Genomic DNA, 18876 nt, shown 5'->3' on the forward strand with positions numbered 1-18876 from the left:
TTTTGTTGGTCGGCCGTTCGAACGAGATTCGGGCCAAAAGCGAACCCGCTATAATTCGGCCCATACATTTCTCTGATAGGTTCGTGCGCCGTCCTGCACGAAGTCCGCAATGCTTTATCCCACTGAATTTGACGTCATTGTCGTCGGCGGCGGTCACGCCGGCACGGAGGCCGCATTGGCTTCCGCTCGAATGGGCGCCAAGACACTCCTGCTAACGCACAACATCGAAACGCTTGGGCAGATGAGCTGCAACCCGTCGATTGGCGGGATTGGCAAAGGCCATCTGGTCAAGGAAGTCGACGCGCTTGGCGGTGCGATGGCGGCCGCCACAGATGAAGGCGGTATCCAGTTCCGTATCCTGAATTCATCGAAGGGGCCGGCGGTCCGCGCGACGCGCGCGCAGGCCGATCGCGTGCTGTACAAGCAGGCGATTCGGTGTCGTCTGGAGAATCAGCCGAATCTTTGGCTGTTCCAGCAGGCCGTCGACGACCTGATGGTGGAAGGGGACCGTGTGGTCGGTGCGGTCACGCAGGTTGGCGTTCGATTCCGGGCGCGCGCAGTGGTGCTGACGGCCGGAACGTTCCTGGACGGCAAGATTCACGTCGGGCTCAACAACTATACGGGCGGTCGCGCTGGCGATCCGGCTGCCGTGTCGCTGTCGGCGCGGTTGAAGGAGCTGAAGCTGCCTCAAGGGCGGCTGAAGACCGGAACGCCGCCGCGTATCGACGGCCGGACGATCGATTTCTCGAAACTCGAAGAACAGCCTGGCGACCTCGATCCGATTCCGGTGTTCTCGTTCCTCGGGCGAGCCGAGCAGCACCCACAACAGCTGCCGTGCTGGGTGACGCACACGAACGAGCGCACGCACGACATCATTCGCAGCGGTCTCGATCGTTCGCCAATGTATACAGGCGTTATCGAGGGCGTTGGGCCCCGCTATTGCCCGTCGATCGAAGATAAGATCCATCGCTTTGCATCGAAGGATTCGCACCAAATCTTCCTCGAACCGGAAGGGCTGACGACCAACGAGTTCTACCCGAACGGCATTTCGACCAGCCTTCCGTTCGATGTGCAGCTTGCGCTCGTGCATTCGATGCGCGGTCTCGAGCAGGCGCATATCCTGCGCCCGGGTTATGCGATCGAGTACGATTATTTTGATCCGCGCGCCCTGAAGTCGTCGCTGGAAACCAAGGCGATCAACGGCCTATTCTTTGCGGGTCAAATCAACGGCACGACCGGCTACGAAGAGGCGGCGGCGCAGGGGCTGCTTGCCGGCATCAATGCGGGCCGCTTTGCACAGGAAAAAGAGGTGTGGTGTTCGCGTCGCGACCAGGCCTATCTCGGCGTGCTCGTCGACGATTTGGTCACGCGAGGAGTTTCCGAACCATATCGGATGTTTACGAGCCGTGCCGAATACCGGTTGAGTCTCCGCGAAGACAACGCGGACATGCGGCTGACCGAAATCGGACGCGCGCTGGGTGTTGTCGATGACGTCCGGTGGGACGCATTCAACCGCAAGCGCGACGCTGTTTCACGTGAAACAGAACGGCTACGCACGACGTGGGTGACGCCGAAGACGCTACCGGCCGAAGAGGCGACTGCGCTGCTCGGTAAGCCGATCGATCACGAATACAGCCTGGCGGAGCTGTTGCGCCGTCCCGGCGTCAGCTATGAAGGCGTGTGTGGGCTTCGCGGCGGCGAATGCGGCCCGACCGAGCCGCTGGCCGATGACGAAATTCTGCTTGCCCAGATCAGGGAGCAGATCGAGATTGGCATCAAGTATCAGGGCTACATCGAGCGCCAGGCCGGTGAAATCGAACGGAATGAGGCGAATGAGAACACGCGATTGCCTGACGGGATCGACTACAGCGAAGTGCGTGGCTTGTCGTTCGAAGTGGGCCAGAAGCTGAACCAGTTCCGTCCGGAAACGATCGGGCAGGCGTCGCGGATCTCGGGCGTGACGCCCGCTGCAATCTCGCTGCTGATGGTGCATTTGAAGAAGCGTGGGCTAGGCCGGCGAAAGGGCGCGGACGGCGCGCCGAACGCCGACGCAGAAACCAACAACGCCGCGACGCAACAATGACGGCACAACGTCGTCAAGCCCCGAATGCCAGCCGGGAAACGCCGGGAACGTTGCTGTCGGATGGTGCGCGAGCGCTGGGCGTCATATTGAGCGATGCGCAGCGCGATGCGTTGCTCGATTACGTCGCACTGCTCGCGAAATGGAACGCGGTCTACAACCTCACCGCGATCCGCGATCCGCGGCAGATGCTGATTCAACACATCCTCGATTCGCTGTCGATCGTCCCGCATCTCGGTGCGCGCGGCGCGGTGGCGACCGCGCTGGACGTCGGCTCCGGCGGCGGTCTGCCGGGCATCGTGCTCGCTATCGCGCTGCCCGGATGGCAGGTGACGTTGAACGACATCGTCCATAAGAAATCCGCATTCCAGACGCAGGCGAGGGCTGAACTGAAGCTCGGCAATCTGTCCGTCGTGACGGGACGTGTCGAAACGCTGCGTTCCGGCGCCGAAGTCCCAGGGAAATTCGATGTGATCGTATCGCGGGCATTCGCGGATCTGGCGGACTTCGTTACACTTTCCCGGCATCTCGTCGCGCCGGGCGGTTCGATTTGGGCGATGAAGGGCGTGCGTCCCGATGAAGAAATCGGCCGGCTACCGGCCGGTGCGCGTGTCAAACAGATGATCCGTCTAACGGTCCCGTCGCTCGACGCGGAGCGGCATTTGATCGAAGTCGAGCTCGACGAAGCAATTTAATCGGTGCGCCGCAGGCGCTCGGACCATTTGAAGAGAAGGAACATACCAACGATGGCAAAGATCTTCTGCGTGGCGAACCAGAAGGGCGGCGTCGGCAAGACGACGACGACGGTCAATCTCGCCGCGAGCCTCGCAGCGCAGGGGCAACGCGTGCTGCTGATCGATCTGGACCCGCAGGGGAATGCCACGATGGGCAGCGGTATCGACAAAGCGGAATGCGAGTCGACGGTCTATGAAGTGCTGGTTGACGGTGTTACGGTTGCGGACGCGCGCGTGCGTCCCGAAGCGGTGAAGTACGACGTGCTGCCGGCGAATCGCGAGCTCGCCGGCGCGGAAATCGAGCTGGTGAGCGTGGAAAATCGCGAGCGCCAGTTGAAGGCCGCGCTCGCGAAGGTCGCCGACGACTACGATTTCGTGCTGATCGATTGTCCGCCTGCGCTGTCGCTGCTGACGCTAAACGGGCTGTGCGCGGCGCACGGCGTCGTGATCCCGATGCAGTGCGAATACTTCGCGCTGGAGGGCTTGTCCGACCTCGTCAACACGATCAAGCAAGTGCATGCAAACCTGAATCGCGACCTTAAGGTGATCGGCCTGCTGCGCGTGATGTTCGATCCACGGATCACGCTGCAGCAGCAGGTGTCCGATCAACTGAAGGCGCATTTTGGCGACAAGGTTTTCGACGCGGTGATTCCTCGCAATGTGCGCCTCGCGGAGGCGCCCAGCTACGGACTTCCCGGTGTGGTGTTCGACCGCGGCTCGCGTGGCGCGCAAGCCTATATCCAGTTCGGTGCGGAAATGATCGAGCGGGTGCGTGCGCTGTGAGCCAGCCTTCCAGACGAGAATCGAGGGAACAGAACATGAATGCGGTAGCGAAGAAGAAAGGTTTGGGGCGCGGCCTCGAAGCGCTGCTCGGCGGCAGCGCCGACATCACCGAAGCGGTGAAGATCGAAGGTGCGCCGAACGTGCTCGCGCTCGGCAAGCTGCAGGCGGGCAAATACCAGCCGCGTACCCGAATGGACGAGGGCAGCCTGCAAGAACTCGCGGCAAGCATCCGCGCGCAGGGCGTGATGCAGCCGATTCTCGTTCGCCCCGTTTCATCAGACAAATACGAGATCATCGCGGGCGAGCGGCGTTTCCGCGCGGCGCGCCTCGCCGGCCTCGAGGAAGTGCCGGTGCTCGTGAAGGACGTGTCCGACCAGGCCGCTGCCGCGATGGCGCTGATCGAGAACATCCAGCGCGAGGATCTGAATCCGCTCGAAGAGGCGCACGGCATCCAGCGTCTGCTCGACGAATTCGGATTCACGCACGAGCAGGCGGCGGAATCGGTTGGCCGCTCGCGCAGCGCGGTGTCGAACCTGCTGCGTCTTCTCAATCTCGCGATGCCCGTGCAGACGATGCTGCTTGCGGGCGATCTGGACATGGGGCACGCCCGCGCGCTGCTCGCCGTCGATGCCGCGACGCAGATCACGCTCGCGCATCAGGTCGTCAACAAGCGGATGTCGGTGCGGGAAACCGAGAAGCTCGTCACGCACACGACGAAGGCCGAGCCGGCGGTGAAGGCGCGCGCGAAGGACGACGGCGGTCGCGACACGCGGCGCCTCGAAGAAGAGCTGTCGGATTTGCTCGCATCGAACGTGAAGATCAAGGTCGGTCGCCGCGGACGGGGCCAGCTGACGATCGACTTCGGCGATCTCGACGCGCTCGAAGGCATTCTTGCGCGATTGCGCGGCAACGTCACCGCGTAACGCCGACGTGTCGAATTCGATCGGCCGCCGCGCGCTGGCGCGCATCGTCGCGTTCGTTCGGCACGAGCCGGTTCTGTCGATCCTCGTCGCGGCGCTGATCTCACTGCAGTTCGTTCGTCCGCAATCGGCGAGCGCGCTCGTGCAGCTCGTCGACTGGCAGACGGTTGCGACGCTCGCCGGCCTGTTGATGCTGACGAAGGCGCTCGAGCTGTCGGGCTTCCTGATGTGGCTCGCGCATCGGATCGTTCATCGCGTGCGCTCGGAGCGCGCGCTTGCCGCGCTGCTCGTCGTGTTCGCCGCGGCGTTGTCGGTGTGGCTCACGAACGACGTCGCGCTGTTCGTCGTGATTCCGCTCGTATTGTCGCTGCGCGAGCTGACGCCGCTGCCGTTCAAGCGCCTCGTGATCTACATCGCGCTTGCCGTGAACGCAGGCGCGATCGCGACGCCGCTCGGCAATCCGCAAAACCTCTTTCTATGGCAGTTGAGCGGCGTCTCGTTCGGCCGCTTCGTGATCGCGCTTGGGCCGCTCGCGCTCGTGTTGATGGCGCTGCTGCTCGCGATGACAGCATGCGCGTTCGACGGCCGTCCGCTCGATTTGTCGAAGGACCGCGCCGAACGGCCGGTCGATCGCACTCACGCGTTCGCGGCCGTTGCGATGTTCGCGGGCTTCGTGCTGCTTGCCGACGCGCACCGTGCGCCTGTCGGTCTTTGCGCGGTCGCCGCGATTTTTCTGGTCGTGCGGCGCGATGCCGTGCTGAAGATCGACTGGCTGTTGCTGCTGATCTTCGTGCTGATGTTCGTCGTGTTGCGTAGTGCGGCCTCGCTGCCGGCGGTCCATCGGACGATCGCCGGCATCGGTCTCGACACGCCGCTGCGCGCATACGCGGCGGGCGCGTTGCTCTCGCAAGGCATCAGCAACGTGCCGGCTGCGATCCTGCTGTCCGAGTTCACGCGCGACTGGCGCGCGCTCGCGTTTGGCGTGAGTGTCGGCGGCTTCGGCATCGCGATCGGCTCGCTCGCCAATCTGATCGCGATCCGGCTATCGCGCGCGCGCGGGATGTGGCTGCCGTTCCATCTCGTGAGCATCCCGTTCGGCATTGCGAGCGCCATGCTCGGCGTGCTGATGCTGCATCATTTTTGAGCAGCCGCACGCCCCGGAAAGGGGCGGGGGAGGGGGCGTCGCGCGGCGCGCGACCAATGAGAAACACATGCCTTCCAACTGCCGCCGCACGCCAAAAATTCACGAACTTTTCGCATCATGAAGCGCCGTTTCATACGGATTTTTGTCGCGTCTAAAGCCTTGAATCACCTGCAACTATCGCTTACAATCGCCCGGATTTGTTAGTTAGGCACCCCTGAAAGCTTTCGGAAAGCTTTAGGGCCGAACAGGGATTGAGCGGAAACAACTGCGATGGCGGATCGAGCGCCGGGTAAATGGCACGAAGATCGGCGAGCGCAACGCACCGTTTCGGGGGCCGTCGAGCGGCGCGAATCCGCCGCGGACGACTGGGATGCCGAGCAGCAAGAAAATGATGTCGTTCCGCTCACGCGGGCCGAGGCGCAAGCGCTGTTCGGTCCCGAAGTGAGCCGGCCATCGCGCGTCACGCCTTACCGGGTGGTGATCGCGCAAATGGTCTTGTCCCTGGTTGCAACGCTGGCGTGGTGGCTGTTTTCGAAGTCGCCGGGCGCCGCTGCGCAATCGGCATTTCTGGGCGGAGCGATCGGCTGGGTGCCGAGTGCGTTGTTCGCGGCGCGTCTGAAGCAAAAAGGCGCAGATACCGTGATGGGTTGGGTGATCGGCGAAGTACTCAAGATGGGCGCGACGATTGCGATGTTCGTTGCTGTCGCCTGGGGGTACCCCGACGCGCATTGGGTGCCGCTGCTCGTCACGTATCTGCTGGTGCTGAAGACGTACTGGATTGCGCTCGCCTGGCGATAAGGCATCAAGTGCCGCGCGTGGATTCGACAGTTCTCGCGTGGGCCCGTTCCCGCAATGCGCTATTGCGGCGAAGCGGATAACCGATTTTCGACAATTTGGGTGACATCAACGATTATGGCAGCTAGCGAAGGAACGCGTGCTCTGGACCCGTCCGAGTACATTGCGCACCACCTGCAAAACCTTTCCACCGCGCATCAGACGTCGATCTTCGATATCCACGTCTGGAATCTCGACACGCTGTTCTGGTCGATCGTCTGCGGCCTCGTCACCATCCTCATCCTGCGCCTGGCCGCGCGCAAGGCGACGCCGGGCGTGCCGGGGCGCTTCCAGTGCCTGATCGAAATGATCGTCGAAATGGTCGAAGACCAGTCGAAGGCGGTCGTTCACGGCAATCGTACCTTTATCGCGCCGCTCGCGCTGACCGTGTTCGTCTGGGTCGCGCTGATGAACTCGCTCGACTTCCTCCCCGTCGACCTGCCGGGCCGCGTGATCGGCTTGCTGGGCCTGTCGCAAGTCATTTCGCATCATCGCATCGTGCCGACGGCCGACCTGAACGGCACGCTCGGCATCGCGCTCGGCGTGTTCGTGCTGATGATCTACTACAGCCTCAAGATCAAGGGCCCGGGCGGTTTCGCGCACGAGCTCCTGTCGGCCCCGTTCGGTGCGCATCCGCTGCTGTGGATTCCGAACCTTGCGTTGAACATCGTCGAATATGTCGCGAAGACCGTGTCGCTCGGCATGCGGCTGTTCGGCAACATGTACGCGGGTGAGTTGCTGTTCCTGCTGATCGCCCTCCTCGGCAGCATGTGGGGCTTCGGTGCGGACGCAACGATACTCGGCTTCATCGGTCATGTCCTCGCAGGCAGTATCTGGGCGATCTTCCACATTCTGATTGTTCTGCTGCAAGCGTTCATTTTCATGATGCTGACGCTGGTGTATCTCGGTCAGGCGCACGAGTCGCACTAAGCGTGCCGGACAATCAAGCAGGTTTGTTTTCAGTTTTTTAATTCCAGTTCCAAGTCTTTTCTCAAAGGAGTGATCATGCAAGCTTTCATCGCCAACATCCAAGGTCTGACCGCTATCGGTATCGGTATCATCATCGGCCTGGGTGCAATCGGCGCCTGTATCGGTATCGGCCTGATGGGCGGCAAGTACATCGAAGCTTGCGCACGTCAGCCGGAACTGATCAACCCGCTGCAAACGAAGATGTTCCTGCTGGCTGGTCTGATCGATGCGGCGTTCCTGATTGGCGTGGGTGTGGCCATGCTGTTTGCATTCGCGAACCCGCTCCTGTCGAAGCTCGCGGGCTAAGGGTTCCTCGGAAATACCAATGCGCCAGGCTTGCCGGCGCAGGGCGGAACGGAAAGTGAGCGCGACTCGAAAGCTTTTTTCGGTGCGCTCCTCGTCGTTTCATTTTTCCGGAATAGCAGATTAAGGAAACACCGTGAATCTCAACGCAACCCTGTTTGCGCAAATGGTCGTGTTCCTGGTCCTCGCGTGGTTCACGATGAAGTTCGTGTGGCCGCCGTTGATCAACGCCCTCGACGAGCGCTCGAAGAAAATTGCCGATGGCCTCTCGGCTGCGGAAAAGGGGCAGGCGGAACTCGCAGCGGCGCACAAGCGCGTCGACCAGGAACTCGCGCAGGCCCGTAACGACGGCCAGCAGCGCATCGCCGAAGCCGAAAAGCGCGCGCAGGCTGTCGCCGAAGAAATCAAGGCGAACGCCCAGGCCGAAGCGGCCCGCATCATCGCTCAGGCGAAGGCGGATGCCGATCAGCAAATCGTGAAGGCCCGTGAAACGCTGCGCGGCGAAGTCGCCTCGCTGGCCGTGAAGGGCGCCGAGCAGATCCTGAAGCGCGAAGTCGATCATGCGGCCCACGCCGAACTGCTGAATCAACTGAAAGCCGAGCTCTGATCATGGCCGAACTTGCAACCATCGCCCGCCCTTACGCAGAAGCGCTGTTCCGCGTGGCCGAGGGTGGTGACATCGCCGCCTGGTCCACGCTCGTGCAAGAGCTGGCTCAGGTTGCGCACCTGCCCGAAGTGCTGTCCGTCGCGTCGAGTCCGAAGGTGGGCCGCGCGCAAGTCAGCGAGCTGCTGCTCGCCGCGGTGAAGGCGCCGCTCGCGACCACTGCGGAAGCGAAGAACTTCGTGGGGATGCTGGTCGAAAATCATCGTATCGCGCTGTTGCCGGAAATCTCCGCGCAGTTCGACGAGCTGAAGAATGCGCGCGAAGGCGCGGCGGATGCGCTGATCGTCAGCGCGTTCCCGCTGGAAGGCGCGCAGCTCACCGAACTCGTCGAAAACCTCGAGCGCAGGTTCAAGCGCAAGCTGAAGCCGACGGTCGAAATCGATTCGTCGCTGATCGGCGGCGTGCGCGTGACGGTTGGCGACGAAGTGCTCGATACCTCGGTCCGCGCGCGGCTCGCCGGCATGCAGGTGGCTTTGACCGCCTGAGCGCCTACGCAGCCGGCACGCAACAGAATTGAATATCAGGAGCGAATAATGCAACTCAATCCCTCTGAGATCAGCGAGCTGATCAAGAGCCGGATCCAGGGCCTTGAAGCGAGCGCAGACGTTCGCAACCAGGGCACCGTGATTTCCGTGACCGACGGTATCGTGCGCATCCACGGTTTGTCCGACGTGATGCAGGGCGAAATGCTCGAATTCCCGGGCAACACGTTCGGCCTCGCGCTGAACCTCGAGCGCGACTCGGTCGGCGCGGTGATTCTCGGCGAATACGAACACATTTCCGAAGGCGACATCGTCAAGACGACGGGCCGCATTCTGGAAGTCCCGGTTGGTCCGGAGCTCGTCGGCCGCGTGGTCGACGCGCTCGGCAACCCGATCGACGGCAAGGGCCCGGTCAACGCGAAGCTGACCGACGCGATCGAGAAGATCGCCCCGGGCGTGATCTGGCGTAAGTCGGTGTCGCAGCCGGTGCAGACGGGCCTGAAGTCGATCGACTCGATGGTGCCGATCGGCCGCGGCCAGCGCGAGCTGATCATCGGCGACCGTCAGTGCGGCAAGACCGCGGTGGCGATCGACACGATCATCAACCAGAAGGGCAAGGATCTCATCTGTATCTACGTCGCGATCGGCCAGAAGGCTTCGTCGATCATGAACGTGGTGCGCAAGCTCGAAGAAACCGGCGCGCTCGAATACACGATCGTCGTCGCCGCTTCGGCTTCGGAATCGGCCGCGATGCAATACCTCGCGCCGTACGCCGGCTGCACGATGGGCGAATACTTCCGCGATCGCGGCCAGGACGCCCTCATCATTTACGACGACTTGACCAAGCAGGCTTGGGCGTATCGTCAGATCTCGCTGCTGCTGCGCCGCCCGCCGGGCCGTGAAGCGTACCCGGGCGACGTGTTCTATCTGCACTCGCGTCTGCTCGAGCGCGCGGCTCGCGTGTCGGAAGAGTACGTCGAGAAGTTCACGAACGGCGAAGTGAAGGGCAAGAGCGGTTCGCTGACGGCACTCCCCGTCATCGAGACGCAAGCGGGCGACGTGACCGCATTCGTTCCGACGAACGTGATTTCGATCACCGACGGCCAGATCTTCCTCGAAACCGACCTGTTCAACGCGGGCATCCGTCCGGCGATCAATGCGGGCGTGTCGGTGTCGCGCGTCGGTGGCGCCGCTCAGACGAAGGTCGTGAAGAAGCTCTCCGGCGGTATCCGTACCGACCTCGCGCAGTACCGTGAACTGGCCGCGTTCGCGCAGTTCGCGTCGGATCTCGACGAAGCGACCCGCAAGCAGCTCGAGCGCGGCCGCCGCGTGACGGAACTGCTGAAGCAGCCGCAGTACCAGCCGCTGCAGGTGTGGGAGCTGGCCGTGTCGCTGTTCGCGGCGAACAACGGCTACCTCGACGATCTGGACGTCAAGGACGTCCTGCCGTTCGAAAAAGGCCTGCGCGAATATCTGAAGACGAGCCACGCTGACCTCATCAAGCGTATCGAAGACACGAAAGACTTGTCGAAGGACGACGAGAGCGCGCTGCACGCCGCTCTGAAGGACTTCAAGAAGTCGGGTGCCTATTGATCCGCGAGGGACGCCTTGAAGTGGTGCGGGTTGCGTAAAGCGCTCGCCCCGCTTCGGTCAAGGAGCAAGCAATGGCTGGAATGAAGGAAATTCGCGGCAAGATCAAGAGCGTGCAGAACACGCGCAAGATCACGAAGGCGATGGAGATGGTGGCGGCATCGAAGATGCGCCGCGCTCAGGAACGCATGCGTGCTGCTCGCCCGTATGCCGACAAGGTCCGCGCCATCGCCGCGCACATGAGCCGTTCGACCCCGGAGTACCGCCACCCGTTCATGGTGGCGAACGACGGCGCGAAGACCGCGGGCATCATCCTCGTCACGACCGACAAGGGTCTGTGCGGCGGTCTGAACACGAATGTGCTGCGTGCGTCGATTCAGAAGTTCAAGGAGCTCGACGACAAGGGCCAGAAGCTCGAAGCCACCGCGATCGGCAGCAAGGGCCTCGGCTTTCTGAACCGTTTCGGCGCCAAGGTGATCTCGCAAGTCGTGCATCTCGGCGATACGCCGCACCTCGACAAGCTGATCGGCGCGGTGAAGGTGCAGCTCGATCTCTATTCGGAAGGCAAGCTGTCGGCCGTTTATCTCGCGTACACGCGCTTCATCAACACGATGAAGCAGGAAGCGGTGATCGAGCAATTGCTGCCGCTGTCGACCGAACATTTCGACAGCAGCGACGGCATGCCCGCCTCGTCGTGGGATTACATCTACGAACCGGATGCGCAGGCGGTGGTCGACGAGCTGCTCGTGCGTTACGTCGAAGCGCTGGTGTACCAGGCCGTCGCGGAAAACATGGCGTCGGAGCAATCGGCGCGGATGGTCGCGATGAAGGCCGCTTCGGATAATGCGAAGACGGTGATCAGCGAGCTCCAACTGTCGTACAACAAGAGCCGTCAGGCAGCGATCACGAAGGAACTGTCGGAGATCGTCGGCGGCGCCGCCGCGGTGTAACGCGGAACGCGCGACGCCTGCTGCGGCTCGAAACTGCGCCTTTGCGCGAGTAAAGAATCAGGTATTTAAAGGAAAAGCGATGAGTACTGCTGCTTTGGTAGAAGGCAAGATCGTACAGTGCATCGGCGCCGTTATCGACGTGGAATTCCCGCGCGAGAGCATGCCGAAGATCTACGACGCGCTCATTCTCGACGGCTCGGAACTGACGCTCGAAGTCCAGCAGCAACTGGGCGACGGCGTGGTCCGCACCATCTGTCTGGGCGCATCCGACGGCCTGCGCCGCGGCCTGGTCGTGAAGAACACGAACCAGCCGATCTCGGTGCCGGTCGGCAAGCCGACCCTCGGCCGGATCATGGACGTGCTCGGCCGTCCGATCGACGAGGCCGGCCCGATCGTGAGCGAACACAAGCGCTCGATCCACCAGAAGGCGCCGGCGTTCGACGAACTGTCGCCGTCGACCGAACTGCTCGAAACGGGTATCAAGGTTATCGACCTGATCTGCCCGTTCGCAAAGGGCGGCAAGGTTGGCCTGTTCGGCGGTGCTGGCGTGGGCAAGACCGTCAACATGATGGAGCTCATCAACAACATCGCGAAGGAACACGGCGGCTACTCCGTGTTCGCGGGCGTGGGCGAGCGTACCCGTGAAGGGAACGACTTCTACCACGAAATGAAGGACTCGAACGTTCTCGACAAGGTCGCGCTGGTGTACGGCCAGATGAACGAGCCGCCGGGCAACCGTCTGCGCGTCGCGCTGACCGGCCTGACGATGGCCGAGCACTTCCGTGACGAAGGCCTCGACGTGCTGTTCTTCGTCGACAACATCTACCGTTTCACGCTGGCCGGCACCGAAGTGTCGGCACTGCTCGGCCGTATGCCGTCGGCGGTGGGCTATCAGCCGACGCTGGCTGAAGAAATGGGCAAGCTGCAAGAGCGCATCACGTCGACCAAGAAGGGCTCGATCACGTCGGTTCAGGCCGTGTACGTCCCTGCGGATGACTTGACCGACCCGTCGCCGGCCACCACCTTCGGCCACTTGGACGCAACCGTCGTTCTGTCGCGTGACATCGCCTCGCTGGGTATCTACCCGGCGGTCGACCCGCTCGATTCGACGTCGCGCCAGATCGACCCGAACGTGATCGGCGAAGAGCACTACACGATCACGCGCCGCGTTCAGCAGACGCTGCAGCGCTACAAGGAACTGCGCGACATCATCGCGATTCTGGGCATGGACGAACTGTCGCCGGAAGACAAGCTGTCGGTCGCGCGCGCGCGTAAGATCCAGCGTTTCCTGTCGCAGCCGTTCCACGTCGCTGAAGTGTTCACGGGCTCGCCTGGCAAGTACGTGCCGCTGAAGGAAACGATCCGCGGCTTCAAGATGATCGTCGACGGCGAGTGCGACCATCTGCCGGAACAGGCGTTCTACATGGTCGGCACGATCGACGAAGCCTTCGAGAAGGCCAAGAAGATCCAGTAAAGGTCGGGTGTAACGCAGCGGGCGCCTCGCGTGCGCGAACGCTATCCGTTCGGTGGCGTATCGCGGGCGGGCGCCCATGTAATACGCTCAACCGTGCCCCTTGCATGGGATCGGAGCAAGCGCTGAAGCGCTCACTCCGATCGACCGTCGCGGGGCAAGAGTAAGCGCTGAAGCGCTCACTCTTGCCAACCGCGGCATGGGACGGGAGTAAGCGTTAAAGCGCTAACTCCCGTCGACAGGAGTCGATATGGCAACCATCAAAGTAGACGTCGTCAGCGCGGAAGAGCAGATCTTCTCGGGCCAGGCGAAGTTCGTCGCGCTGCCGGGCGAAGCGGGCGAGCTGGGCATTCTGCCGGGCCACACGCCGCTCATCACGCGGATTCGTCCGGGTGCGGTGCGCATCGAGGCCGAGAGCGGCGACGAGGAGTTCGTGTTTGTCGCGGGCGGCATTCTCGAAGTGCAGCCGGGCGCCGTGACGGTGCTCGCCGACACCGCGATTCGCGGCAAGGATCTCGACGCGGCGAAGGCCGAGGACGCGAGAAAGCGCGCGGAGGAAACGCTGCAGAACGCGAAGTCGGACATCGATCTCGCGAAGGCGCAGTCGGAACTTGCGACCGCGATGGCGCAGCTCGAAGCGATCCAGCGTCTCGCGAAGATCCGCGGCAAGCACTGAAAGAAGCGATCGCGCGTTCGGTTCGCGTTTTGCATCGAAAAGGCAGCCTTCGGGCTGCTTTTTCGTTTTCCGGCGCACCGCGCGTTGCGGGTAACACTTGATGTCAGAGTGTCGTAAGCGGATGGCAGAATAATTTACAGAAGCACATCCAAAACGACGAAACGTTCCTGGAACGTTCCAATGGCGGAGACACTCTCATGGCAGCAGATTCAGGCGTCGGCGCGCTGATTGCGCCGCAGGGCGGGCTTTCGTACGTGCGCGGCTCGACGGAGGTTCCGTTGAGCGACGCAACGATCGGGCGGTTTCTGCGCGACACGGTCGCGCGCTTTCCCGAACGGCCCGCGGTCGTGTTCCGCGAGCAGGGCGTGCGCTGGACGTGGCGCGAGTTCGCGCACGAAGTCGACGTGCTCGCGGCCGCGCTGATCGAGCTCGGCATCGAACGGGGCGAGCGCGTCGGCATCTGGTCGCCGAACCGCGCCGAATGGCTGCTCACGCAATTCGCGACCGCGCGCGTCGGCGCGGTGCTCGTCAACGTCAATCCCGCCTATCGGCTCGCCGAGCTCGAATACGCGCTGAACAAGGTCGGCTGCAAGCTGTTGATCGCGGCGGAGCGCTTCAAGACGTCCGCCTACACCGAGATGATCGCCGAGATCGCGCCGGAGCTCGCGACGCACGCGAGCGGCGCGCTGCACGCGGCGCGCGTGCCGAGCCTGCGCACGGTCGTCACGCTGAGCGACGCCGCGCCGGCGGGCATGCTGAGCTTCGTCGACGTGCTCGCGCGCGGCCGGGCCGCGCTCGATCACGCGAGGCTCGATGCGATCGGCGCGACGCTCGATTGCCGCGATCCGATCAACATCCAGTTCACGAGCGGCACGACGGGCAGCCCGAAGGGCGCGACGCTCACGCATCGCAACGTCGTCAACAACGCGCGCTCGATCGCGAGCGTGATGCGGCTTACCGAGGCCGACGCGATGTGCATTCCGGTGCCGCTCTATCACTGCTTCGGGATGGTGCTCTCGGTGCTCGCATGCGTGTCGGTGGGCGCGAAGATGGTGTTTCCCGGCGAGGCGTTCGAGCCGGGCGCGACGCTCGCCGCGGTGTCCGGCGAGCGCTGCACCGCGCTGCAGGGCGTGCCGACGATGTTCATCGCCGAGCTCGATCATCCCGACTTCGATCGCTTCGATCTGAGCGCGCTGCGCACGGGCATCATGGCGGGCTCGCCGTGCCCGATCGAGACGATGAAGCGCGTCGTTGCGAAGATGCACATGTCCGAGGTGACGATCGCTTACGGGATGACGGAGACGAGCCCCGTGTCGTTCCAGAGCTCGACCACCGACTCGCTCGAAAAGCGCACGACGACGGTCGGGCGCATTCAGCCGCATCTGGAGGCGAAGATCGTCGACGCGACGGGCGCGATCGTGCCCGTCGGCGAGACGGGCGAGCTGTGCACGCGCGGCTATTCGGTGATGCTCGGCTACTGGGACGACGAAGCGCGAACGCGCGAGGCCGTCGTCGACGGCTGGATGCGCACGGGCGACCTCGCGACGCTCGACGAAGAGGGCTTCTGCAACATCGTCGGGCGCCTGAAGGACATGTTGATTCGCGGCGGCGAGAACATCTATCCGCGCGAGATCGAGGAGTTTCTGTTTCGGCATCCGAAGATTCAGAGCGTGCAGGTGTTCGGCGTTCCCGATGCGAAATATGGCGAGGAAGTGTGCGCGTGGATCGTGCTGCGCGCGGGCGAGACGATGACGGAGGACGAGCTGCGCGAGTTCTGCCGCGATCAGATCGCGCATTACAGGGTGCCGCGCTTCGTGCGCTTCGTCGACGAACTGCCGATGACCGTGACCGGCAAGGTTCAGAAATTCGTGATGCGCGAACGGATGATCGACGAACTGGGATTGACCGTGCAGAAGACGGCGTGATGCGCCGCGCACGTTTTCGATGGACGAAAAAAAGCGGGCTGATGAGCCCGCTAAAAACCACACGCTACGGGGTTAGCGCGAGGAGACCAAAGATGGAGTGCATCGGCGTGGGCCGACAACGACTCCAACAAGGATGCCCCTGAGAAGGGATTCGGTACGAGACCGACGGGCTCGTTTATTCGTGCTTGTGTCCGCTCACACGCCGCACACGAGAGACCGCATCCGTGTTGAAACCGTGAGAGGCATTTTGGGCGAATTGACCAAGTATCGCGGTAACAAAGTGTTTCAGGTTGTAACCCCCGTCAGATAAGGCTTTGCGGGATTTTTTACTGTTTTGAAAGGGAGTGGAAAGTCATTTTTACCGTCTCAAAATATGGCATTTTCCGGGCCGGCCAGGCCCCTTTTACGATGGGCTAGGCTTGATTGCTCCGATTTTCGGGCACGATCAAACATGCATTGAAATGACGGCGATATCGACTGACGAAGTACTGAGAAAGATTTTGAAACGCGATTGCGTGATCGCGGTAGTCGGCCTTTCGGATAAGCGATATCGGCCCAGTTATGAAGCCGCTGCGTACATGCAGCAAAACGGCAATCGGATCGTGCCCCTCAATTCGCTCCTCGCTGCAACGACGGTGCGCGGCGAGCCCGTCCATGCGTCGCTCGCCGACGCGCGCGCGGCGCTCGCGGCGCAAGGCGTCGAGATCGGCATGGTCGGCGTGTTCCGCAAGTCCGCGGACTTGCCGCCCGTCGCCGATGCGGCGATCAAGATCGCCGCGCGTTCGGTCTGGCTGCAACTCGGCGTCGTGCACGGCGCGGATGCAGGGAAAGCGCGGGCGGCGGGGCTCGACTTCGTTGCTGATCGCTGCGTGAAGATCGAGCATCGGCGGCTCTTCGCATAGCCGCGCGCCGCGCGATTCGGGGCGCGAGCCGCGAGCCGCATGCGCGCGGCCGCGGCGCGTCATCGCGGCTTCGGCTCATCCGTGCAAGCTAGGCGCGTTCGCATGCAACCTCGCGTGCTGCAGCGCAATGCCGCCGCCGCACGCGCTTCTCTCGTCGCGCATCCGTCGCGACTTCGCGACTACGGCGGCTACTTGAGCCACTTGTCCGAAATCGCCTGAAGCTCGCCCGTCTCGCGCGCGAGGTGCAGCCACTGATCGACGTACTGCTGGAACACGACGTCGCCGCGCGGCACCATGTACGCCTTCTCGCCGAACTGGAACGGCTTGTCCGGATGCACCGAGCAAAGGCCCGGATTCAGTTTTTGCTGCAGCAGCGTCTCGGACGCGTCCGTGACCATCACGTCGGCGTTGCCCGCGAGGATCTGCTTGAAGATCGTCACGTTGTCCGGGAAGACGGTGATCTTCGCGCGCGTGAAATGCTGCTTCGCAAAACGCTCGTTCGTGCCGCCCGGGTTCACGATCACGCGCGTCCGCGGCTCGTCGATCTGCTCGATCGTCTGGTAGCGCGCGGCATCCGCGCAGCGCACGATCGGCGTCTTGCCGTCGGTCACGTACGGCTGCGTGAAGAAAGCGCGCTTCTGACGCTCGAGCGTCGTCGAGATGCCGCCCACCGCGATGTCGCACTTCGCGACGAAATCGTTCGTGAGCGTCGGCCAGGCGGTCTTCACGAATTCCGTCTTCACGCCGAGCGACTTCGCGAGCGATGCCGCCATGTCGATGTCGATCCCTTCGAATGCGCCGTCCTCGCGCCGGTACGTATAGGGCTTGTAGTCGCCCGTCGTGCAGATGCGCAGTGTGCCGCGCGCGAGCACGTCGTCGAGCCGCGACGCGGGGGCGGCGGGCTGCGGCGCCGTTTGCGCATGGGCGAAGCCCGCCCAGCAGGCGAGCGCGAGCAACGTCTTGTTCATCGTGTCTCCTCGATACGGACGGCTGGTTGGAACGCCGGATCATAACGGAGCGGCGGCGAGCGTCATATGGCCGCGAACGCCGAGCGAAGCGCCGCGTCCGGTAAAATGCCGCTTTGCGTTCCCGCTTCGTCGCATTCATCGTGGCCCAGACTCTCATCAACGACACCTTCCTGCGCGCGCTCCTGCGCGAGCCGACCGACTACACGCCGATCTGGCTGATGCGCCAGGCGGGCCGCTATCTGCCCGAATACAACGCGACGCGCGCCCGCGCGGGCAGCTTCCTCGGGCTCGCGAAGCAGCCCGATTACGCGACCGAAGTCACGCTGCAGCCGCTCGAGCGCTTCCCGCTCGACGCCGCGATCCTGTTCTCCGACATCCTGACGATCCCCGATGCGATGGGGCTCGGCCTCGATTTCGCCGCGGGCGAAGGGCCGAAGTTCGCGCGTCCGGTGCGCACCGAGGCCGACGTGGCGAGGCTCGCGGTGCCGGACATCGGCGCGACGCTCGGCTACGTGACCGACGCGGTGCGCGAGATCCGCCGCGCGCTCACGGACGGCGAGGGCCGCCAGCGCGTGCCGCTGATCGGCTTCTCCGGCAGCCCGTGGACGCTCGCGTGCTACATGGTCGAAGGCGGCGGCTCGGACGATTTCCGCACGGTGAAGTCGATGGCGTACGCGCGCCCCGACCTGATGCACCGGATTCTCGACGTCAACGCGCAGGCGGTGGCCGCGTATCTGAACGCGCAGATCGAAGCGGGCGCGCAGGCCGTGATGATCTTCGACACATGGGGCGGCGCGCTCGCCGACGGCGCGTACCAGCGCTTCTCGCTCGACTACGTCCGGCGCGTCGTCTCGCAGCTCAAACGCGAGCACGACGGCGCGCGCGTGCCGGCGATCGCGTTCACGAAGGGCGGCGGGCTCTGGCTCGAGGACATCGCGGCGACGGGCGTCGACGCGGTCGGGCTCGACTGGACGGTCAACCTCGGCCGCGCGCGCGAGCGCGTCGCGGGGCGCGTCGCCCTGCAAGGCAACCTCGATCCGACGATCCTCTTCGCTCCGCCCGAGACGATCCGCGCCGAAGCGCGCGCGGTGCTCGACAGCTACGGCAATCACCCGGGCCATGTGTTCAACCTCGGTCACGGCATCTCGCAGTTCACGCCGCCCGAGCATGTCGCGGAACTCGTCGACGAAGTGCATCGCCATAGCCGCGCGATCCGTAGCGGATCAGAATCGTGATCGCAAGCGGCCCGATGCTGCGGCGCGGTGGGGCGAGTTTGCGCAAACGCGGCTAAACAGGGCGCAAGCGCCCGTCCGATGGCGTTCTCATGCTTGTCAAGACTTGACTTATGCACATTTCCCTCGTTGCAGCGCGGTAGAGGGCTATATCGACGAACGGGCCGCGCTATGACGCCGGAAATTGGATAGCAGCCTTGCGGGATAAGGCTTCCCGGCCGGCCCGCCGTATCGCGAAAAAGCAGTGGA

18 protein-coding genes and 1 pseudogene are annotated in these 18876 nt (G+C 63.4%); 18 read left to right on the top strand and 1 reads right to left on the bottom strand.

What is annotated here, in order from left to right:
* The first annotated feature begins 109 nt into the window (after positions 1-109).
* The 17 genes and pseudogenes from mnmG (at position 110) to WS78_RS20220 (ending at position 16427) form a co-directional block, all read left to right on the top strand.
* The gene (gene mnmG / locus WS78_RS20140) at positions 110-2083 is read left to right on the top strand and encodes a tRNA uridine-5-carboxymethylaminomethyl(34) synthesis enzyme MnmG (protein ID WP_059577949.1); all 1974 of its coding nucleotides are present in this window, start codon (positions 110-112) and stop codon (positions 2081-2083) included.
* Positions 2080-2775, top strand: coding sequence for a 16S rRNA (guanine(527)-N(7))-methyltransferase RsmG (gene rsmG, locus WS78_RS20145; RefSeq protein ID WP_063889446.1), 696 nt, complete (start codon positions 2080-2082; stop codon positions 2773-2775). Before mnmG ends, rsmG begins: the two co-directional genes overlap by 4 nt.
* Positions 2776-2826: 51 nt before the next feature.
* Entirely contained in the window at positions 2827-3597 is a 771-nt protein-coding gene (locus WS78_RS20150; protein WP_004195817.1) for a ParA family protein, read from the top strand.
* Positions 3598-3632: 35 nt separating this feature from the next.
* A complete protein-coding gene (locus WS78_RS20155; RefSeq protein ID WP_059577952.1) occupies positions 3633-4520 on the top strand; it encodes a ParB/RepB/Spo0J family partition protein in 888 nt (295 codons plus the stop codon).
* A 7-nt stretch (positions 4521-4527) separates the two neighbouring features.
* Positions 4528-5661 carry an SLC13 family permease gene (locus tag WS78_RS20160; protein WP_038750255.1) on the top strand — a complete coding sequence of 378 codons (1134 nt, stop codon included), beginning with the start codon at positions 4528-4530 and terminating at the stop codon, positions 5659-5661.
* Between the two features lie 270 nt (positions 5662-5931).
* On the top strand, positions 5932-6459 hold the full coding sequence (locus tag WS78_RS20165) for an ATP synthase subunit I (protein ID WP_038750150.1): 528 nt from the start codon (positions 5932-5934) through the stop codon (positions 6457-6459).
* 114 nt (positions 6460-6573) lie between these two features.
* Positions 6574-7425: a F0F1 ATP synthase subunit A gene (gene atpB / locus WS78_RS20170; RefSeq protein WP_038750153.1), complete on the top strand. Its 852-nt coding sequence runs from the start codon at positions 6574-6576 to the stop codon at positions 7423-7425.
* A 75-nt stretch (positions 7426-7500) separates the two neighbouring features.
* Positions 7501-7770 carry a F0F1 ATP synthase subunit C gene (atpE, locus tag WS78_RS20175; RefSeq protein ID WP_025990054.1) on the top strand — a complete coding sequence of 90 codons (270 nt, stop codon included), beginning with the start codon at positions 7501-7503 and terminating at the stop codon, positions 7768-7770.
* A 133-nt stretch (positions 7771-7903) separates the two neighbouring features.
* Positions 7904-8374 (top strand): F0F1 ATP synthase subunit B, encoded by a 471-nt coding sequence (locus WS78_RS20180; protein ID WP_038750156.1) that lies wholly within the window; start codon positions 7904-7906, stop codon positions 8372-8374.
* 2 nt (positions 8375-8376) lie between these two features.
* On the top strand, positions 8377-8916 hold the full coding sequence (locus WS78_RS20185) for a F0F1 ATP synthase subunit delta (protein WP_059577957.1): 540 nt from the start codon (positions 8377-8379) through the stop codon (positions 8914-8916).
* A 48-nt stretch (positions 8917-8964) separates the two neighbouring features.
* Positions 8965-10506, top strand: a complete 1542-nt coding sequence (atpA, locus tag WS78_RS20190) for a F0F1 ATP synthase subunit alpha (protein ID WP_038750161.1) — start codon at positions 8965-8967, stop codon at positions 10504-10506.
* A gap of 71 nt (positions 10507-10577) precedes the next feature.
* The gene (gene atpG / locus WS78_RS20195; RefSeq protein WP_038750164.1) at positions 10578-11453 is read left to right on the top strand and encodes a F0F1 ATP synthase subunit gamma; all 876 of its coding nucleotides are present in this window, start codon (positions 10578-10580) and stop codon (positions 11451-11453) included.
* Positions 11454-11532: 79 nt separating this feature from the next.
* Positions 11533-12927, top strand: a complete 1395-nt coding sequence (atpD, locus tag WS78_RS20200) for a F0F1 ATP synthase subunit beta (protein WP_038750167.1) — start codon at positions 11533-11535, stop codon at positions 12925-12927.
* A 247-nt stretch (positions 12928-13174) separates the two neighbouring features.
* Positions 13175-13600, top strand: a complete 426-nt coding sequence (locus WS78_RS20205; RefSeq protein ID WP_038750170.1) for a F0F1 ATP synthase subunit epsilon — start codon at positions 13175-13177, stop codon at positions 13598-13600.
* Positions 13601-13797: 197 nt separating this feature from the next.
* Complete coding sequence (locus WS78_RS20210; RefSeq protein WP_059577961.1) at positions 13798-15525, top strand: AMP-binding protein; 1728 nt, start codon at positions 13798-13800, stop codon at positions 15523-15525.
* Positions 15526-15566: 41 nt separating this feature from the next.
* Positions 15567-15764, top strand: a pseudogene (locus WS78_RS38250) (hypothetical protein).
* A 105-nt stretch (positions 15765-15869) separates the two neighbouring features.
* The gene (locus WS78_RS20220; protein ID WP_226377177.1) at positions 15870-16427 is read left to right on the top strand and encodes a CoA-binding protein; all 558 of its coding nucleotides are present in this window, start codon (positions 15870-15872) and stop codon (positions 16425-16427) included.
* A 188-nt stretch (positions 16428-16615) separates the two neighbouring features.
* Here WS78_RS20220 and WS78_RS20225 read toward each other — a convergent pair whose 3' ends face one another.
* Positions 16616-17395 carry a transporter substrate-binding domain-containing protein gene (locus WS78_RS20225; RefSeq protein ID WP_059577964.1) on the bottom strand — a complete coding sequence of 260 codons (780 nt, stop codon included), beginning with the start codon at positions 17393-17395 and terminating at the stop codon, positions 16616-16618.
* A 140-nt stretch (positions 17396-17535) separates the two neighbouring features.
* On the opposite strand from WS78_RS20225, the gene hemE reads away from it, so the two are divergent.
* Positions 17536-18630 (top strand): uroporphyrinogen decarboxylase, encoded by a 1095-nt coding sequence (gene hemE, locus WS78_RS20230; protein ID WP_038750181.1) that lies wholly within the window; start codon positions 17536-17538, stop codon positions 18628-18630.
* Positions 18631-18876 lie beyond the last annotated feature (246 nt).

This window comes from Burkholderia savannae, from assembly GCF_001524445.2.
In the GTDB taxonomy this organism is placed as follows: domain Bacteria; phylum Pseudomonadota; class Gammaproteobacteria; order Burkholderiales; family Burkholderiaceae; genus Burkholderia; species Burkholderia savannae.

Bases quoted from the DNA above. Each gene is read 5' to 3' on its own strand.
- mnmG (WP_059577949.1), top strand. From the start codon at position 110: ATGCTTTATCCCACTGAATTTGACGTCATTGTCGTCGGCGGCGGTCAC.
- rsmG (WP_063889446.1), top strand. From the start codon at position 2,080: ATGACGGCACAACGTCGTCAAGCCCCGAATGCCAGCCGGGAAACGCCG.
- WS78_RS20150 (WP_004195817.1), top strand. From the start codon at position 2,827: ATGGCAAAGATCTTCTGCGTGGCGAACCAGAAGGGCGGCGTCGGCAAG.
- WS78_RS20155 (WP_059577952.1), top strand. From the start codon at position 3,633: ATGAATGCGGTAGCGAAGAAGAAAGGTTTGGGGCGCGGCCTCGAAGCG.
- WS78_RS20165 (WP_038750150.1), top strand. From the start codon at position 5,932: ATGGCGGATCGAGCGCCGGGTAAATGGCACGAAGATCGGCGAGCGCAA.
- atpB (WP_038750153.1), top strand. From the start codon at position 6,574: ATGGCAGCTAGCGAAGGAACGCGTGCTCTGGACCCGTCCGAGTACATT.
- atpE (WP_025990054.1), top strand. From the start codon at position 7,501: ATGCAAGCTTTCATCGCCAACATCCAAGGTCTGACCGCTATCGGTATC.
- WS78_RS20185 (WP_059577957.1), top strand. From the start codon at position 8,377: ATGGCCGAACTTGCAACCATCGCCCGCCCTTACGCAGAAGCGCTGTTC.
- atpA (WP_038750161.1), top strand. From the start codon at position 8,965: ATGCAACTCAATCCCTCTGAGATCAGCGAGCTGATCAAGAGCCGGATC.
- atpG (WP_038750164.1), top strand. From the start codon at position 10,578: ATGGCTGGAATGAAGGAAATTCGCGGCAAGATCAAGAGCGTGCAGAAC.
- atpD (WP_038750167.1), top strand. From the start codon at position 11,533: ATGAGTACTGCTGCTTTGGTAGAAGGCAAGATCGTACAGTGCATCGGC.
- WS78_RS20205 (WP_038750170.1), top strand. From the start codon at position 13,175: ATGGCAACCATCAAAGTAGACGTCGTCAGCGCGGAAGAGCAGATCTTC.
- WS78_RS20210 (WP_059577961.1), top strand. From the start codon at position 13,798: ATGGCAGCAGATTCAGGCGTCGGCGCGCTGATTGCGCCGCAGGGCGGG.
- WS78_RS20225 (WP_059577964.1), bottom strand. From the start codon at position 17,395: ATGAACAAGACGTTGCTCGCGCTCGCCTGCTGGGCGGGCTTCGCCCAT.